The following is a 17,924-nucleotide window of genomic DNA, read 5'->3' on the forward strand; positions in this document are numbered from 1 at the left end:
GAAATGAGCGGGAAAGCCGCTTACTTGATCTTCGCTTCCTTGAACTCGACGTGCTTGCGCGCGACGGGATCGTACTTGCGGAAGGTCATCTTCTCGGTGATATTACGCGGATTCTTCTTCGTCACGTAGAAGAAGCCCGTGTCGGCCGAGCTGACGAGCTTGATCTTGACGGTTGCTGGCTTGGCCATGGCAGCCTCTTCTCACTTCAAAAGGTTTGAAAAACAAAAGCGGCGTCGCCGCCGCTCCAATCGGGTGAGCCTCTGCCGATTCACCGCGCTTCTGTCAAGGGGACGCATCCGATCCGCGCGCTGGCGGGTTGTCGAGGCAAAGGAGTTTCCATGACCGGCGATCCCCGAATCGGCTTTTGCTGCACCTTCCAGTCCCCGATCGGCAATGCTGAGGAAGAGCGGCGCATGAACATGCGCACGACGACCATCGCGCATTTAAAGCGCCTCAGCCCCGGCGATGCGTTCGACAAGCTTTCGGGCATCGTGGCGCACAATCTCGACACGCTCGACAATCAATTGGCCTTTATCGCGGAGCTCCCCTCGCTCGAGCGGATGTTTCGCATTTTGAGCGGCATTTTGCCCGGTTTCTCCCATGCCGAGGTCCGCCACTATTATGAGGACGCCGATCTCAACGCGCTGATCGAGCGGCGGCTCGCCTCAGCCGGTGCATTCGCCCGCGCCCGCGACATCCGCCTGTCCATGCATCCGGGCCAGCACGCCATTCTTGCCACGCTGCGACCCGAAGCCTTGGCCAATGCCATATCCGATGTGATGGAGCATGTCGCGATCATGGCGATGCTCGGCTTTGGCGGCGGTTGGCATCCGCACGGCGCCCACGTGAATATCCATGGCGGATCGCGCCAGGCGGGGGTCGAAGGGCTGCGGCACGGTATCGCGCAATTACCCGAGGAGGCGCGCAACCTCGTTACGCTGGAAAATGACGAGACGAGCTTCGGCCTCGACGACCTCCTCGCTGTGAAGGAAGACCTCGCGATCGTCGTCGATTTCCACCATCACTGGATCTTCACGCAGGGCGAATATCTGGAGCCCGACGATCGGCGCGTTGCCGATATCGAGGCCTCCTGGCGTGGCGTGCGGCCTGCCGCGCACATCTCCGTATCGCGCGAGGCACTTGTGCCTCATCTCTCTCCGTTCGACCGGCCCGATTATGCAGCGCTGAACGAAGAGGGTTTCAAGGCCGCAAAGCTGCGCGGGCACAGCGACATGATGTGGAATCTTGCGGTCAACGATCTTGTCGCGCGGCACTTGAGCTGGTGCGACGTTGAGGTGGAGGCAAAGGCGAAGAATCTGGCGAGCGCGCAACTTGCCGATCACGTACGGCAGACACGGTCCCAGTAATCGTCATTGCAAGCGCAGCGCGGCAATCCAGTGGCGCCGAGCTTGGCCCCAGGATGGATTGCTTCGCCGCGCCCGCAAAGACGATGGCATCAGAAGATAGCGTCGAGAAGCCCGAACACCATCAGCAGGGCGAGGACGACAACGGCAACGACGACACATCCAATGGCACGCAGCATGGGGCAAATCTCCTTTCCCCTCTAACCCACCCTCCCGTGTCGCGTTCCATCGGGAACCGAGCGCCCATATTCGTTCGTTACGCGCGCGATGCGCGATTTTTCGAAGCTCCTCGACGCCCTCGTCTATACCCGGTCGCGCAATGCGAAGCTGAAGCTGATCGGCGATTATCTGCGCGCGACCCCGGATCCAGATCGGGGCTGGGCGCTTGCCGCGCTCACTGGCGAAATCGACATTCCCGGCGTCAAACCCGCTGTTATTCGCGGCATTGCGGAGGAGCGGGTCGATCCCGTGCTGCTCGCAATGAGCCGCGATTATGTGGGGGATATGGCCGAGACGGTCTCCTTGCTCTGGCCCAAGGCGATCGACCAGCCCGGCGATATCGATGACGGAACATTGCGCATTTCCGTAATCGTAGAGCGGTTGATGACCCTGGGCCGCGCCGAGGCGCCGGGCGCGCTTGCCGCGATGCTCGATCACCTCGACGCGAGCGGGCGCTTCGCTTTGCTGAAGCTTGCGACGGGCGCGCTGCGCATCGGCGTTTCCGCGCGCCTTGCCAAGCTGGCGCTCGCCGAAGCCTTCGGCATAGATATCGATGCCGTCGAAGAGGTGTGGCACGGCATTCCCCCGCCCTACACGCCGATCTTCGATTGGGCCGAGGGGCGCGGCGAACAGCCCACGGCGGCCAACATGCCGGTTTTCCGTCCTTTCATGCTCGCCCACCCACTTGAGGAATTGCGCGTCTCGCTCGATGATTATGCCGCCGAATGGAAATGGGACGGCATCCGCGTCCAGATTGTGCGGACGGCGGGTGAAACCCGGCTCTATAGCCGGGCGGGCGATGACATTACCCGCAGCTTTCCCGATGTTGCCGAAGCTTTTGCTAGCGATGGCGCCGTCGACGGCGAATTGCTGGTGAAGGGCGAGGCGCAGGGCGCCGCTGAACATGGCGGCGCGGCGGCAAGCTTCAATGCCCTGCAGCAGCGGCTCGGCCGCAAGATCGTATCCCCCAAAATGCTCGCCGATTATCCGGCCTTCGTTCGGCTTTACGACATCTTGATTGATGGTGAGGAAGATGTGCGGGCGCTCTCTTGGGAAGAGCGCCGCGCACGGCTGGAGGCTTTCGTGCCGGGGCTCGAGCCCGGCCGCTTCGACATATCCGCGCTGATTGAGGCTGATAATTTCGAAGCATTGGAGGAACTGCGCGCACTCGCTCGTGACGCAGCCATCGAAGGCGTCATGCTGAAGCGCCGCGATAGTCCCTATATTGCCGGGCGCCGGGTTGGCCATTGGTACAAATGGAAGCGCGATCCGCTCACCGCCGATTGCGTGATGATGTACGCGCAACGCGGCAGCGGAAAGCGATCTTCTTATTATTCGGATTATACCTTCGGCTGCTGGACCGAAGAAGGCGAGCTATTGCCCGTCGGCAAGGCCTATTCGGGCTTCACCGACGAAGAACTTCGCTGGCTGGACCGGTTCGTGCGCAACAACACGGTCCAGCGCTTCGGCCCCGTACGCGAAGTCGAAAAGAGCCTGGTTCTCGAAGTCGCCTTCGATTCGATCCATGCGAGCCGCCGCCACAAATCCGGCCTCGCCATGCGTTTTCCCCGCATTGCCCGCATCCGCCGCGATAAGCCTGCCAATGAGGCGGACCGGATCGCGGCGTTATTGCGGATGGCCACGTGAGAGCCCGAAGCTCTTATTTGGACATTTCCTGGCCGAGCTTTTCCATACGCTGCCCGATCGCCATCAAATCGTTCGCTCGTTTCTCGATCTGCTGACCGCAGGACGTCGCAAGCATTTCGATGTCTGGCTGAGTCAGCGCCTTGGCTTCCGTGACCATCGCGCCCTCAAGGTCGAAACCCGGGGCCCGTCCGTCCAGGCGGCCCAGGAAATATTGGACGCCGATCGCGCCGGTCGTCGCGGCATCCTTGTCGTCACCCGACGATAGAAGCGAAAAGATGATGAGACAGCGAACGTCATCGCGATTGGAATTCGAAGCAGGCGCGGGTGTCTGTGCCAATGCGAGTGCAAGTGCAGTTGTAAAAATCATTTCCCTACCCCTAAAAAAGAAGCCCGGCAGCTTCAGGAACTGCCGGGCCTCCTTAAGTTCGTTCCAGATCTTACTGGAGCGGCTGAAGATTGACTGCCGCGGTCTTGCCGCGACGATCGACTTCCAGTTCGAACTCGAGCCGGTCGCCTTCGTTCAGCGACACCATGCCGGCGCGCTCGACGGCCGAAATGTGCACGAAAGCATCCGGCTGGCCGTCGTCGCGGCTGATGAAGCCGAAGCCCTTCATGGCGTTGAAGAACTTGACGGTGCCCGAAGCCTTCTCACCGGTCAGCTGACGCTGCGGTCCGCCACGATCGCCGCCGCCGAAGCCGCCGCGATCTTCACGGGGCGCGCGTTCCGGCACCGGAAGCGGATCGCCCTCGATCTTGAGGTCGGTCGCCGAAATCTTGCCGCCACGATCGACAAGGGTGAATTCCAGCGGCTGCCCTTCGGCAAGGCCAGTGAAGCCTGCTTGTTCGACCGCCGAGATGTGGACGAAAACGTCTTCGCCGCCATCGTCACGGACGATGAAGCCGAAGCCTTTCTGGCCGTTGAAAAACTTTACGATGCCTTTGCCTTCGCCGACAACCTGGGGGGGCATGCCGCCGCCACGGCCGCCGCCGAAGCCGCCACCGCCGCCGCCGAAGCCGCCACCGCCGCGATAGCCACCGCCACCGCCACCGCCACCGCCGAAGCCGCCGCGGTCGCCATAACCGCCTCCGCCGCCACCGCTGCCGAAGCCGCCGCGGTCACCATAACCACCGCCGCCGCCGCCGAAGCCGCCACGGTCGTTATAGCCGCCGTAATTTTCGTCACCGAAGCTGTCACGCTTATCTTTGCTGCCGCGTCCGCCGCGACGACCCCTGTCAAAACCCATGCAGTCAAAACTCTCTTGCGCCCTAAATCCATTCGAAAACCCTTGCGCGGGGGGCTCATCACGCAAACGGTTCCGGCGCGCTGGGAAGACGCACCCGCGACTCTCATAGACCAATTTATCCACAGCCGCGAGTCGGTTTCGGCGGGATTTCGTGATGCGGGCTAGCCTCGCCGCCCATGTTCGTGCATCTGGACGAAAATTTTAAGTCAGGGAGCCCGCACAGACCATGGACTCGATCCCCGCCCTTCTTGCCGATCCGGCCGCCTGGGCTGCCCTTGCCACATTGGTGGTGATGGAAGTGGTTCTCGGCATCGACAACCTCATCTTCATCTCGATCCTGTCCAACAAATTGCCCGAAGAACAGCGTCAAAAGGCGCGCAAACTCGGCATCGGCCTTGCCCTCGTCATGCGCCTCATCCTCCTGTCCGGCATTGCGTGGCTTGTCGGATTGACCGCGCCGGTCTTCGATCTCGGCATTACCGGCGCGCCCGGCGCCCATGGCGAGCCGACCTTCGAAACTCAATTCTCCTGGCGCGACCTGATCCTGATCGCGGGCGGCCTCTTCCTCGTCTGGAAGGCGACGAAGGAAATCCACCACAATGTCGATCCGGTTTCGAACGACGATGTGTTCGATACTGCCAAGGTAACACTCACCTTCGGCGCGGCTATCTTCCAGATCCTCCTGCTCGACCTCGTCTTCTCGATCGATTCGATTCTGACGGCCGTCGGCATGACCGAGCATCTGCCGATCATGATCGTCGCGGTCATTTCCGCCGTCATCGTCATGCTGGTCGCCGCCGATCCGCTGGCGAACTTCATCCACAAGAACCCGACCGTGGTGATGCTGGCCCTGGGCTTCCTGCTGATGATCGGCGCGGTGCTGATCGCGGACGGCTTCGGTGTGCATGTACCCAAGGGCTATATCTACACCGCCATGGCCTTTTCTGCCGGTGTGGAGATCCTCAACATCGTCTCGCGCCGTCGCAAGGCGCGGGCGGAGGCGGCCAAGGTCACCACGCACTGATCTTGCGTGCCACGGGCGGGGGCTCCGGCGCTATCGGCCGGATCCCCGCCCGCGCGACACTGGCGCAGTCTCCACAATCCGGTCATTGAGGAGTCAGGCGCTTGGCCCTATGCGGGGCCGATGAGCGTTTATTTCCATGAAGAAGATTTGCCGGAGGGCGTGTTCGCCCCCGGCGCCTCCGTTGCCGTCGACACCGAAACCATGGGGTTGCAGCCTGGCCGCGACCGGCTGTGCGTTGTCCAGATTTCCGACGGCGGCGGCGACGAACATCTCGTCCGCTTTCGCCCGGGTAGTGATTTCGCCGCGCCGAAACTGAAGGCCGTACTCGCCGATCCCAATCGCCTCAAACTCTATCATTTCGGCCGCTTCGACCTTGCTTCCATCTACGCCTATCTCGGCGTGATGGCGGCCCCGGTTTATTGCACGAAGACGGCCTCCCGCCTCATCCGTACCTATACGGATCGCCACGGCTTGAAGGAGATCGTGCGCGAATTGCTGGGCGAGGAAATTTCCAAGCAGCAGCAATCGTCGGACTGGGGTGCCGCTGAACTCAGCGATGCGCAGAAGGATTATGCCGCTTCAGATGTGCGTTACCTCCATCGGTTGAAGGAAAAGCTCGATGAACGGCTGGTCCGCGAAGGCCGCGTCGGCCTTGCCCAGGCCTGCTTCGACTTTCTGCCGCACCGGGCCCTCCTCGACCTTGCAGGCTGGCCGGAGGTGGATATCTTCGCCCATGTCTGAGGTGGACCATGTCTGAAGCCGCCGATCAGGAGCGGATCGTCAAGCGCCACTGGGCCGAGCCCGGCAGCGGTCACGACCGCTTCGTCGGCCTGTTGAAGCTTGCGCTGCCCGCCCTGATCGGCGTCCTTATCGCCTATCTCGCCCTCGCACCGCTCACCAAGGGTGACGAATTGAGCTTCCTTCTCGACAAGAATGAAGTTGACGTGGCCGAGGAACGGATGCGCGTCATGGCGGCCCAATATCGCGGGCAGGACGACAAGGGCCGGTCTTTCACGATCGGTGCGGATTCGGCGATCCAGGCGACATCCGCCGAGCCGATCGTCGATATAAACGGCATGGCTGCGCGCATGTTGCTCGAAAACGGCCCGGCGAACCTCACCGCCTCCACCGCCCGCTACAATATCGAAGAGGAAACGGTCGCCGTCACCGGACCGATCCGCTTCACCGCCGCCGATGGCTATCAGCTCGATACGCGCGACGTGATCGTCGATTTGAACGAGCGCACCTTGTCGGGGGACCAGGGCGTTCAGGGTCAGATGCCGCTCGGCTCCTTCACCGCTGACAAGATGCAGGCCGATCTTTCCAGCCGCACCGTCACCCTTACCGGCCGTGCCCGCTTGCATATCGTGCAAGGCGCGGCCAGATGAGCGGCATGACCCGGATCCGCACCTTCACCGCTGTTGCGCTCGCCGCGCTCCTTGCCGCCCAGCCCGTGCTTGGCCAGGGAACGTCACTCGGCAATCACGACAGCAATGCGCCGATCGATTTCGCCGCCGACCGGATCGAAGTGCAGGACCGCGCCGACCGCGCCGTCTTCTCCGGCAATGTCGTGGCGCGCCAGGCCGAATTGACGCTCACCGCAGCGCGCCTCACCGTCGCTTATTCCGATGCGGGCGGCATCCAGATCGAGCGGCTGGATGCAAGCGGCGGCGTGACACTGCGCAGTCCGGACGAAACCGCGCGCGGCAATTTCGCGATTTACGATATCAACCGGCGGATCATCACCCTGATCGGCGGCGTCACGCTGACCCGCGGCGCCTCCAACGTGAATGGCGGCCGGCTCGTCATCGATCTCGATAGTGGCCGGGCGGTGATGGACGGCAGCGCGACCGGAGCCCCCGGCACCACGACAAGCGGCGGCCGCGTCACCGGCACCTTCACGGTTCCTCAACGCGGAAACTGATTTCTTCGCTTCGTTCGGAATGACGACGTCTCCGTCCCCGGCATGAATCTTGCCTGTTGAGGCTGGCGCCTGTCCGGCCTACATGGTTCTTCGACATCTGCGCCGCCCCCGGCCTGCCGCATGAAGCCTTTCCTTTCCCAAGGGAAAAGCGGCAACGTTCCAAAGGCGGCCCGAATATGACGTGAAGGCCCGGATGAACGACGCGACGACTTTCAGATGCCATGAAACCGATGCGGCGACCGCGCTCGTCGACGGCCTCAACGTGATGTGCATCGCCAAATCCTATGACAAGAAGGTCGTGCTGACCGACGTGTCGCTTTCCGTCGCGCGCGGCGAAGTGGTCGGCCTGCTCGGGCCCAATGGCGCGGGCAAGACAACCTGCTTCTATTCGATCATGGGCCTGGTCAGGCCGGACAGCGGCCGCATCCTCCTTGACGGCGCCGACATTACCGGCCTCCCCATGTATCGCCGCGCGGTTCTCGGCCTTGGCTATCTGCCGCAGGAAACTTCGATCTTTCGCGGCATGACGGTGTCGCAGAATATCTCCGCCGTTCTCGAGGTCGCCGAGCCCGACAAGATCGCCCGCGCGCAGCGTCTGGAGCAGCTGCTCGACGAATTCGGCCTACAGCGCCTGCGCGATGCGTCGGCCATGGCGCTGTCGGGCGGGGAGCGCCGCCGCTGCGAGATCGCCCGTGCCCTTGCCGCCGATCCCTCGATCATGCTGCTCGACGAACCATTTGCCGGCATCGATCCCATCTCCATCTCCGACATTCGCGACCTGGTCGGCGAACTCAAGAAGCGCGACATCGGCGTGCTCATCACCGACCACAATGTCCGCGAGACGCTCGATATCGTTGACCGCGCCTGCATCATCTATGACGGCAAGGTGCTGTTCGCGGGCAGTCCGCAGGAGCTCGTCGCCAACGAAGACGTCCGCCGCCTCTATCTGGGCGAGAGCTTCGAGTTGTAACCATGGCCCTCGGCCCCCGTCTCGACCTGCGCCAAAGCCAATCGCTGGTCATGACGCCGCAGCTGCAGCAGGCTATCCGTCTGCTGGCGCTCTCCAATCTCGAAATTGAAACCTTCATTGCCGAGGAATTGGAGCGCAATCCGCTTCTTGAGGCTGGAGGGCAGAACGTCCGCGAGCGCGCCGAAGCCCCGATCGCCGACGAATATGAAGCCGCGCCCGAACCCGACGCCATCAGCCAGCTCGCGAAAGCCGACGGCGAAACCGCGCTCGACCTTGGTGAAACCGCGCAGGAAAATACCCACCAGGATAGCGCCGCCGATAGCATCGGCAGCCTCTCCGGCCTGTCGGCAAGCGGCGGATCGGCCGGACCCGAGGACGGCCCCGATTTCGACAGTTTCGCGAGTGCGGGCCTTTCCCTCCACGAGCATCTGATCGCGCAGGCGGGCCTCACCTTTCAGGGCGGCGATCTCCTCATCGCCACAGCCCTTATCGAACAGATTGACGAAGCAGGCTATTTGACCGCCAATCTCCTCGACATATCCGACCGCCTCGGCGCGCCGCGCGCCGCAGTGGAGCGGGTGTTGGAGACGCTCCACACATTCGATCCCGCGGGCGTCGGCGCGCGCAGTCTTTCCGAATGCCTTGCCCTCCAGGCAAAGGAAGCGGACCGCTACGATCCCGCCATGGCGCGCCTCATCGACAATCTCGATTACCTCGCCAAAGGCAATCTCGCCGCCCTGCGCCGCATCTGCGGTGTGGATGACGAAGATCTCGCCGACATGATCCGCGAGCTTCGCGCTTATGATCCAAAGCCCGGCTGCCGGTTCGAGCAGAGCACGCGCGTGGATGCGGTCGTCGCCGACGTGCTCGTCGCCCGCGCCGCCGCTGGCTGGCGGATCGAGCTCAACAGCGCCACGCTTCCGCGCCTGCTCGTCAACCGCACTTATTATGCGGAACTCGCGCGCGGCGCGCAGGACCGCAAATCCAAGGCCTGGCTCAGCGACTGCCTGCAAAGCGCAAACTGGCTGATGAAGGCGCTCGACCAACGCGCCCGCACCATCACCAAGGTCGCGACCGAGATCGTCAAACAGCAGGAAGAGTTCTTCCGTAGGGGCGTAGCCCACCTCCGCCCCCTTACCCTGCGCACCGTCGCCGAAGCTGTCGGCATGCACGAATCGACGATCAGCCGCGTCACGTCGAACAAATATCTGAGCTGCGAACGCGGCCTCTTCGAACTCAAATATTTCTTCACGAGCGGCATCCAGAGCGCGGACGGCGGCGACGCCGTTTCGGCTGAAGCGGTAAAGAGCCACATCAAGGCCCTGATCGGCGCCGAAGGCGACAAGATCCTCTCCGACGATCAGCTCGTCGACCTCCTCAAGGCCAAGGGCTTCGACATCGCCCGCCGCACCGTCGCCAAATATCGTGAGGCTATGGGCATCGGCTCTTCCGTGCAGCGGCGGCGGCAAAGGGCGATCAGCGGTTAGTCGCTTAGTCGCAGGCGCGTTGCGGCCCCGCCTGTTGGTAAATATTCAGAGTCGATAATCTAATCAGGCCTCAGCGTCTGTTTGGGGATTTTGAAGGGGAAGAACGATGACAGCATTGGTATTGACCGCCATGCTATTTGCAACCGCGCCGCAGGCCGCAACATCTGTGGGGGCACCCGATTTGAAAAGCATGACATGCGCGCAGTTGAAGACTGAAGGCGATCGGCATCTGGCCATCATGATGCACGGGCCGGATCCCGAGGGTACGAAGCTGGCCGAGGAGAAGTTGAACAGAGACATGACCAATCTCGGCCGCAGCCAAGGCGCCCAGGGCGCCTTGCTGGGGGTTGCCCAGGCCGTTGGAGGGGTATTAGTCGGCGCCGGTGCCGCGATTGGCGTAGACGCGGCCAATAAAGCCGCCACTGCGGCCAATATGGGCCAGCGCGCAGAAATCATGGCGCGCGCCGATAGTCTTCATAACTCCAACCAGAAGGCCCAAAACACATCGGGCGATCTGTTCATGACAATTTCGGCGGAGTATCGTCGCCGCGGTTGTGAAAGCCCGACCAATATCCAGGTAACGCCGCCCAAGATCGATGGATCGGGAACGGGTGTTTCCGTTGAATCCATGAAAGCACGCGCTCTTGACGAGCTTTCGGAAGATCTCATGAAAGAATTTGAGGAAGACAGCAAAAAGAAGCAGGGGGTTTACAACGGCCAGCCCGATTAAACGGGCTAGCTCTGCACATTCTTTCTTCGCTCCTTATCCATCAGGACGTCCGAGCCCAAGACTAATTTCTGGACTACTCAAACGTCCAAATTTGCCACGTTGAGCGCATTTTCCTGGATGAAGTCGCGGCGCGGTTCGACGACGTCACCCATCAGGCGGGTGAAGATTTCGTCGGCGACGTCGGCCTGGGCCACTTCGACCTGGAGGAGCGAGCGGTTGGACGGATCGAGCGTGGTTTCCCAAAGCTGCTCGGCGTTCATTTCGCCAAGGCCTTTGTAGCGCTGGATCGACAGGCCCTTGCGGCCCGCCGTGAGGATCGCCTCGAGTAGTTCGGACGGGCGCGTGATGTGCGTGCCCTTCGTCGGAACTGCCGCTTCCTCGCCCTCTTCACCTTCCGCGCTCGCCGCCTTCACCGTGATGAGGCGCGACGCCTTGGCATAGGTCGCGGCCTGTTCCGAGGCGAGGCCGTGCAGCTTGCGGGCCTCGGCGGAGACCAGGAACTTGTGGTCGATGAGGTGATGATCGGTGACGCCGCGCCACAAGCGATTGAGGGCATAATTGCCCTCTTCCGTGGCGCCGCCCGTCCACTTGCCCTCGACATCGCCGCCGTCGAGCCAGGCAGCGGCGCGCTGGATCGCAGCTTCGCGGTCGCGGTCCTTGAGCTCCGGATCGAGCGCGCCGGCGAGAGCCAGCGCCTCGATAATCGCGGGATCGTAGCGGCGCGGCACATAGCGCATCAACGTCCGCATCCGCCGCGCATGATCGGCGAGCGCGCGCAGGTCCGCGCCTGAGCGCTGACCCTCGGCGGTTTCCAGCACCATCGCTTCGGTGCCCGCTTCGACGAGATAATCGTCGAGCTTGGCATCGTCCTTCAGATACACTTCGGACCGGCCGCGCGCGACTTTGTAGAGCGGCGGCTGGGCGATGTAGAGGTGCCCGCGATCGATAATCTCCGGCATCTGCCGGTAGAAGAAGGTCAAGAGAAGCGTGCGGATATGCGCGCCGTCGACGTCGGCGTCGGTCATGATGACGATTTTATGGTAGCGCAGCTTTTCGATGTTGAAATCGTCGCGGCCGATGCCGGTGCCCATCGCCTGAATAAGTGTGCCGACTTCTTTCGACGAGAGCATACGATCGAAGCGTGCGCGCTCGACGTTCAAAATCTTGCCCTTCAGCGGCAGGATCGCCTGAACGTGACGGTCGCGGCCCTGCTTGGCCGACCCGCCTGCCGAGTCACCCTCGACCAGGAAAAGTTCGCACTTGGCGGGATCCTTCTCCTGACAGTCGGCAAGCTTGCCGGGGAGCGAGGCGATGCCCATCACGCTCTTGCGGCTCGCCTCGCGCGCCTTGCGGGCGGCTTCGCGGGCGGCGGCGGCGTCGATGATCTTCTGGATAATCGTCCGCGCGTGGGCGGGATTTTCCTCGAGCCATTCAGCGAGCTTGTCGGCCATCAGGCTTTCCAGCGGCTGGCGCACTTCGGAACTGACGAGCTTGTCCTTGGTCTGCGAGCTGAACTTCGGGTCCGGCAGCTTCACCGACACGATGGCGGTCAGGCCCTCGCGCATATCCTCGCCGGTGAGGCTCACCTTCTCCTTCTTCATCATGCCGCTCTTGTCGGCATAGCCGTTAAGCGTGCGGGTCAGCGCCGCGCGGAACGCCGCGAGGTGGGTGCCGCCGTCGCGCTGCGGGATGTTGTTGGTGAAGCAGAGAACCTGCTCATAATAGCTGTCATTCCATTCGAGCGCGACGTCGATGCCAATATCCTCGCGCTGGCCGGTGACCGAAATCGGTTCGGGGATGAGCGCCGTCTTGGTGCGATCGAGATAGCGCACAAAGGCCGCGATGCCGCCTTCGTAGAAGAGCTCGACATCCTTCACATCTTCATGCCGCGCGTCGGTGAGGAGCAAGCGGACGCCCGAGTTGAGGAAGGCGAGTTCGCGATAGCGATGCTCGAGCTTGTCGAAATCGAATTCGATGATCTTGAAGGTGGCGGGCGAGGGCAGGAACTTGACCTGCGTACCCTTCTTGCTCGGAGGCGCATCGCCAACAACCTTCAGCGGCGCTTCGGCGTCGCCATGGCGGAAGCGCATCCAATGTTCCTGGCCATCGCGCCAGATGGTGAGTTCCAGCCATTCGGAAAGCGCGTTCACAACCGAAACGCCGACGCCGTGGAGGCCGCCCGACACCTTATAGGCATTGTCGTCCGAGGTGTTTTCGAACTTACCGCCCGCGTGAAGCTGGGTCATGATGACTTCGGCCGCCGACACGCCTTCTTCGGGGTGAATGCCGGTCGGGATGCCACGGCCATTATCCTCGACCGTGACCGAACCGTCGGCGTTCAACTGGATCTTCACCAGATCGCAATGGCCTGCCAGCGCCTCGTCGATCGAATTGTCCGACACCTCGAACACCATGTGGTGGAGGCCGGAGCCATCGTCCGTGTCGCCGATATACATGCCCGGGCGCTTACGCACCGCGTCGAGCCCTTTCAGAACCTTGATGGAGTCAGCGCCGTACGAGTTTTCAGAAGGTGAAGTTGCCATGACAAGGATATAGCGAGGCGGAGGGGGGAACCCAAGGAAAAACGGCCGATTCGCATGCCCCGGGCCGTTCGAAGCTGACAGTGTTGAGGGCTTGGCGCGACGATCTTGTCATCTTTGTCAGTTTTCGCCCCTTTGCCCCGAGAAATTCCAGACCGGCATGACGGCAAAAGGCCGTGTGGGAAATGGATTTTGGGGCGACGTTATCCGGGCGCTCCGGGCAGGCACCGTCCAAGAGAGGGGCCGTTCTCTCGCGTCCTGCTCAGCCCTTGTGCCGCCGCCAGCGTCGCCTGGGTCAGCGGATAGGATTTTTCGAGCCTTTCGCTCGTGCGCAGCGCCTGATCATAAGCGAGAATGAAATGTTCGGGGGGCAGGGAGAGGACGCAGACCAGCGCCTGAGGCCCGAAATCCCGATCGATCTCCGCCGCCATCTGCTCCCCGACAAAATAGGAGAGTTCGCCGAAAGCGCCATCGAAGGCGAGGCCGTAAAGCTCCTTGAAGTGCGCCCCGTAATCCTGCCGGGGCTCGGCCAGCGCTTCGACGACCAGATTGAACAGGCGGAAATTGTAGGTGAGCCGCGACCGGTTGCGCCTTGCGTCCTCGCGCGATCGGGTGGCGTAGCGGCCATCGCCTGCCACCTCGGCCATGCGCGCGACATAGGTAGCGGAGCCCTCGGCGGCGAGCCGGTGAAACAGATATTCATGCGCCTCGGCAGGGGTGGCCACGGTCGACAGGCTCGCTTTGGGATCGGGCATGAATTCGCCCTGGACGGCATGATAGGTTTCATGCGCGACAAGGCGGCGAACCGCGTCGAATTCCCCCTCTACCTGCTCGGCGATGCAGGGAAGGTCGATGAAGAAGTGGCCGCCGCGCGCGAAACCGCCGCAGGACAGGGTGGCGGGCGCCAGGACGACGCTGCCCGCGAAGCGCGTTCCGGCGGGCACATAGGGCGTCGTCAGCGCTGCCGCTCCGTCGCCAAGCTCGGCCTTGCGGGCGGAAAGGGTGGCGATCGCCTTGGCCATCTGGCCGCGCTGCGTGACCAAAGCGGTAAAGCGAAACGGATCGGGATCGGGCGCCTTGCACGCCGCGATCGAACGGACCCCGGCCACATAATTTTCCAGCGAATATTTTTCGCCGAAGCGGGCGTGATGGGCGAGCTGCGCCTTGAGCAGCGAGGAAGCGGCAAATTCGGCTTCGTCCACAGGCTGGCCGGAGCAGCTCAGCGTCAGCAGCCGGTTGGCGAGGGCCGTATCGACGTCGATCGTGATTTCCGCCGCGTCCGTCCGACCGGTGAGCGTCAGGCCCAATAGAAGGCCCATGAGTGACATGATCGACCGCATATTCCTCTCCCCCAACGGCGGAATGCCATAATGCGACAGATGTAGCAACTAGCCGTGGTGGACGTTCCCGTTGGCGACAGTCAACAGAGTCGCGTCCCCACCGAGCCCTTCGAACAAAGCCCTTTCGGTGCCCGTCATCCAGACCTGACCCCCGGCGCTTTCAAGACGGGCGAACAAGGCCGTCCGCCGCGATGGATCTAGATGCGCCGCCACTTCGTCCAGCAGCAGGATGGGGCGCCGCCCCGCCCGGTCGGCGACGAGATCGGCATGAGCGAGGATGATCGAGAGCAGGAGCGCCTTTTGCTCGCCGGTCGAGCAATGTTCGGCAGCCTGCCCCTTGGCGAGATGGGTGACGAGGAGGTCGGTGCGGTGGGGCCCGGCAAGCGTCCGCCCCGCCGCGCCGTCGCGCCCGCGCGCCGTCTTGAGTTCGGCCCGGAAGGCGCTTTCGGCGTCCTCAGCGGGGCGCCAGCCGCCGAAGGCGAGCCCGGCGCGGGCGAACGGCCCGTCGGCTTGCGCCGCCAGCCTTTCGCCGAGCATTGCCAAGGCCCGCTCCCGCGCCTCGGCAATGCGTGCGCCATGTTCGGCCATTCCCGCTTCCAGAGCCGAGAGCCATGCGGGGTCGGCGGTTTCGGGTTCAGCGAGCAATTTATTGCGCGCCCGCATCGCCGCTTCGTAGCGGGCGGCGTGGGTGGCGTGGGACGGTTCGAGCGCCAGCACGAGCCGGTCGAAGAAGCGGCGGCGGCCTGAGGCGCCTTCGGTGAACAGGCGGTCCATGGCCGGGGTGAGCCAGAGGATTGAGAGCCATTCGCCGAGCGCGGTCGCGGAGCCGGTGGCCCCGTTGATGCGGACTTGGCGGCGCTCGGGCGCGGTGGCAAGGATGCCGGTGCCGATGTCGATGCCCCCCTCCCCCTCAGGGGAGTGGCTGGGGGTGGGGACGGTCGGCGCCATAAGGCTCGCCTCTTCGAGGCTCGCACCCACCCCTCGATCCCCTCCCTTGAAAGGGGGGGGAGGTAGGAGGCGCGCCGCCACGCTGAAGCCCCCAGCACCTGCCTGCCGGGCCATGTCGGACAGGCTCGCGCCCCGGAGCCCCCGTCCAGGGGTCAGCAGCGACACCGCCTCCAGAATGTTCGTTTTGCCCGCGCCATTCTCGCCGGTCAGCACGACAAGGCCCGGTCCCGGCGACAGGACGGCGTCGGCATAAGAGCGGAAATCGGTGAGGGAGAGGCGGGAGAGGTGCACCCATGCCTCTTACGCCTGCACCCGGCCAGGCGACAACCTCGATCGACTGTTTAGACCGTCATCCTGACCTTGTTCCAGGATCCATGCCGGGCATCGCGCCTGACGCTGGAATGGATGCTGAAACAAGTTCAGCATGACCAATGCGGATGGCTTACACCCGCATCGGCATCAGGACGTAGAGCGCCGGCGCGTGGTCGTTTTCGCGGAGGAGGGTCGGCGCAGCGGCGTCTGCGAGATGGACTTCCACCGTGTCGCCTTCGATCTGGCCGAGAATGTCGAGCAGATAGCGGGCGTTGAAACCGATCTCGAAGCCTTGCGCATTATAGTCGCCGGGCACTTCTTCGGCCGCCGTGCCGTTTTCGGGACTAGTCACTGAGAGAGTGACCTTGTCGCGATCGAGCGCCATTTTCACGGCGCGGGTTTTTTCGCTGGCAATGGTGGCGACACGATCGACGCCCTGCATCAGGCTCTTCGGATCGATCTTCAAGAGCTTGTCATTCGCGGTCGGGATGACGCGGGTGTAATCCGGGAACGTGCCGTCGATCAGCTTCGAGGTGAGGATCGCATTGCCCAGGCCGAAGCGGATCTTCGATTCCGATAGCGAAACCTGCACGGTGCCGTCCACTTCGTCGAGAAGCTTGCGAAGTTCCGTCACGCACTTACGCGGGATGATGACGTCAGGCATTCCGGCGGCGCCTTCCGGGCGCGGCACGGTGACGCGGGCGAGGCGGTGGCCGTCGGTCGCGGCGGCCTTCAGCACCGGCTGCGCGTCGTCCGAAACGTGAATGAAGATGCCATTGAGATAATAACGCGTTTCTTCGGTCGAAATGGCGAAGCGCGTCTTGTCGATGATCTGGCGGAGCGTCGCGGCGGGAAGCTCGAACTGGGTCGGCAAATCGCCTTCCGCGATCACCGGGAAATCGTCGCGCGGCAGGGTCGCGAGATTGAAGCGGGCGCGGCCCGCGACGACTTGCATCTTGCCTTCGGCGGCGGTGATTTCGACCTGTGCGCCTTCGGGCAGCTTGCGGGCGATGTCGAAGAGCGTGTGCGCGGACACGGTGGTCGCGCCGGGCTGGCTGACATTGGCTTCGACGATTTCGTTGACCTGAAGATCAAGATCGGTCGCCATCAGGCGCAGGCCGCCTTCCGTCGCATCAATCAAAACATTGGAGAGAATGGGGATCGTGTTTCTGCGTTCCACCACGGATTGCACATGGCCAAGGCTCTTGAGCAAGGTGGCCCGTTCGATCGTCGCCTTCATTCTTAACCCCTATTTTCCCGCATGGATGCCGGACGGACGGGTTATAACGAGACTGCGCCGCGCCGCTAGAGGCATTTCGCGCCAAAAACAGGGGGCCGAGGCTTAAAAAGCCCCGGCCCCGGTACGCCCCAGCGCCCTAAGGCTTTGGGAAAGGGTATAAGGATTTAGAAACGCATGCCGACGGACGCGACCACCTGGTGACGGTCAAGATCGATGTCGGTGCCGAAATCCTCGGCCTCGAACTCGTCGAGATCGAAATTGTCGCTGAAGTCGAGGTTAGTGTAGTTCGAATAGCGATATTCGAGCTTGCCGTAGAGGTTCGAACCAAACTTCTGCTCGACACCGGCGCCCAGCCTCCAGCCGTCGACATTGCTGTCGAGCTCATAACGATCGCTCGACGTCTCATAACCGGCTTCGATGCTGGTGTTGGTGTAGCCGCCCTTCACATACAGAAGGGTCGACGGCGTCACCGGGACACCGATACGGCCACCAACATAGATATCGCGACCGGTTTCGACGCGGGAGGCAATTGCGACGTCGTTGATCGTCTCGTTGGCATCCTGCTTGCCGGAAGATTCGGTATATTCGGCTTCGACACCGGCGACTACGCCGCCAAGGTCGAAATCATAACCAACGCCGACGCCGTAGACGACGCCATCGATGGTTTCATCGCCCTGGTCTTCGCCGGTATCGACGCCATCGCCTTCACGATCGCCGGACTTCAGCTGATCGTAACCGACAATGCCTTCGACGCGGGGACCGACAAAGGCGGAAGCGTCCTGCGCCAGGGCAGGTGCCGCGGTCGTGCCTGCAAGAAGCGCGGCAAGAACGACTTTACGCATAACAAAACTCCATGGTTAACATGTGCATTAAGCAACGGCCGGTCCAGCGCCCAACCCCCTGAAAAGTTTCATGAACGCCAGATAAACGGGATT

General features: G+C 62.7%; 17 protein-coding genes. 9 read left to right on the forward strand and 8 right to left on the reverse strand.

All coding sequences use genetic code 11. The features are described from left to right. Window positions 1-20 precede the first annotated feature (20 nt). On the reverse strand, window positions 21-188 hold the full coding sequence (gene rpmG / locus C7I56_RS10480; RefSeq protein WP_106640541.1) for a 50S ribosomal protein L33: 168 nt from the start codon (window positions 186-188) through the stop codon (window positions 21-23). A gap of 150 nt (window positions 189-338) precedes the next feature. Between rpmG and C7I56_RS10485 the strand changes: the two genes are divergently transcribed. Both C7I56_RS10485 and C7I56_RS10490 read left to right on the forward strand, forming a co-directional pair. After that, on the forward strand, window positions 339-1,367 hold the full coding sequence (locus tag C7I56_RS10485; protein WP_106640542.1) for an apurinic/apyrimidinic endonuclease family protein: 1,029 nt from the start codon (window positions 339-341) through the stop codon (window positions 1,365-1,367). A 264-nt stretch (window positions 1,368-1,631) separates the two neighbouring features. Then, window positions 1,632-3,230, forward strand: coding sequence for a cisplatin damage response ATP-dependent DNA ligase (locus tag C7I56_RS10490; protein ID WP_106640543.1), 1,599 nt, complete (start codon window positions 1,632-1,634; stop codon window positions 3,228-3,230). Between the two features lie 13 nt (window positions 3,231-3,243). On the opposite strand, the gene C7I56_RS10495 is transcribed toward C7I56_RS10490, so the two are convergent. Beyond that, window positions 3,244-3,597, reverse strand: a complete 354-nt coding sequence (locus C7I56_RS10495; protein ID WP_106640544.1) for a hypothetical protein — start codon at window positions 3,595-3,597, stop codon at window positions 3,244-3,246. Window positions 3,598-3,667: 70 nt separating this feature from the next. After that, window positions 3,668-4,474, reverse strand: a complete 807-nt coding sequence (locus C7I56_RS12760) for a cold-shock protein (RefSeq protein WP_106640545.1) — start codon at window positions 4,472-4,474, stop codon at window positions 3,668-3,670. Window positions 4,475-4,700: 226 nt separating this feature from the next. Between C7I56_RS12760 and C7I56_RS10505 the strand changes: the two genes are divergently transcribed. The 7 genes from C7I56_RS10505 (at window position 4,701) to C7I56_RS10535 (ending at window position 10,609) form a co-directional block, all read left to right on the forward strand. Next, window positions 4,701-5,498: a TerC family protein gene (locus tag C7I56_RS10505; RefSeq protein ID WP_106640546.1), complete on the forward strand. Its 798-nt coding sequence runs from the start codon at window positions 4,701-4,703 to the stop codon at window positions 5,496-5,498. Window positions 5,499-5,618: 120 nt separating this feature from the next. Next, window positions 5,619-6,239, forward strand: coding sequence for a ribonuclease D (locus tag C7I56_RS10510; protein WP_106640547.1), 621 nt, complete (start codon window positions 5,619-5,621; stop codon window positions 6,237-6,239). An 8-nt stretch (window positions 6,240-6,247) separates the two neighbouring features. Beyond that, window positions 6,248-6,886: an LPS export ABC transporter periplasmic protein LptC gene (gene lptC, locus C7I56_RS10515; RefSeq protein WP_106640548.1), complete on the forward strand. Its 639-nt coding sequence runs from the start codon at window positions 6,248-6,250 to the stop codon at window positions 6,884-6,886. A 5-nt stretch (window positions 6,887-6,891) separates the two neighbouring features. Further along, on the forward strand, window positions 6,892-7,422 hold the full coding sequence (locus C7I56_RS10520) for an LptA/OstA family protein (RefSeq protein ID WP_106640713.1): 531 nt from the start codon (window positions 6,892-6,894) through the stop codon (window positions 7,420-7,422). 193 nt (window positions 7,423-7,615) lie between these two features. After that, a complete protein-coding gene (lptB, locus tag C7I56_RS10525; RefSeq protein ID WP_106640549.1) occupies window positions 7,616-8,392 on the forward strand; it encodes an LPS export ABC transporter ATP-binding protein in 777 nt (258 codons plus the stop codon). Between the two features lie 2 nt (window positions 8,393-8,394). Next, window positions 8,395-9,879 carry an RNA polymerase factor sigma-54 gene (rpoN, locus tag C7I56_RS10530; RefSeq protein WP_106640550.1) on the forward strand — a complete coding sequence of 495 codons (1,485 nt, stop codon included), beginning with the start codon at window positions 8,395-8,397 and terminating at the stop codon, window positions 9,877-9,879. Window positions 9,880-9,985: 106 nt separating this feature from the next. After that, window positions 9,986-10,609, forward strand: a complete 624-nt coding sequence (locus C7I56_RS10535; protein WP_106640551.1) for a hypothetical protein — start codon at window positions 9,986-9,988, stop codon at window positions 10,607-10,609. Window positions 10,610-10,686: 77 nt separating this feature from the next. Here C7I56_RS10535 and gyrB read toward each other — a convergent pair whose 3' ends face one another. From gyrB to C7I56_RS10560, 5 genes are all read right to left on the reverse strand, one after another. After that, a complete protein-coding gene (gene gyrB, locus C7I56_RS10540) occupies window positions 10,687-13,152 on the reverse strand; it encodes a DNA topoisomerase (ATP-hydrolyzing) subunit B (protein ID WP_106640552.1) in 2,466 nt (821 codons plus the stop codon). A gap of 200 nt (window positions 13,153-13,352) precedes the next feature. Then, window positions 13,353-14,489 carry a DUF5700 domain-containing putative Zn-dependent protease gene (locus tag C7I56_RS10545; protein ID WP_106640553.1) on the reverse strand — a complete coding sequence of 379 codons (1,137 nt, stop codon included), beginning with the start codon at window positions 14,487-14,489 and terminating at the stop codon, window positions 13,353-13,355. A gap of 48 nt (window positions 14,490-14,537) precedes the next feature. Next, window positions 14,538-15,728 (reverse strand): DNA replication/repair protein RecF, encoded by a 1,191-nt coding sequence (locus tag C7I56_RS10550; RefSeq protein ID WP_106640554.1) that lies wholly within the window; start codon window positions 15,726-15,728, stop codon window positions 14,538-14,540. A gap of 151 nt (window positions 15,729-15,879) precedes the next feature. Continuing rightward, the gene (dnaN, locus tag C7I56_RS10555; RefSeq protein WP_106640555.1) at window positions 15,880-16,989 is read right to left on the reverse strand and encodes a DNA polymerase III subunit beta; all 1,110 of its coding nucleotides are present in this window, start codon (window positions 16,987-16,989) and stop codon (window positions 15,880-15,882) included. Between the two features lie 164 nt (window positions 16,990-17,153). Then, window positions 17,154-17,831, reverse strand: a complete 678-nt coding sequence (locus C7I56_RS10560) for an outer membrane protein (RefSeq protein ID WP_106640556.1) — start codon at window positions 17,829-17,831, stop codon at window positions 17,154-17,156. Window positions 17,832-17,924 lie beyond the last annotated feature (93 nt).

This window comes from Allosphingosinicella vermicomposti, assembly GCF_003012815.1.
In the GTDB taxonomy this organism is placed as follows: domain Bacteria; phylum Pseudomonadota; class Alphaproteobacteria; order Sphingomonadales; family Sphingomonadaceae; genus Allosphingosinicella; species Allosphingosinicella vermicomposti.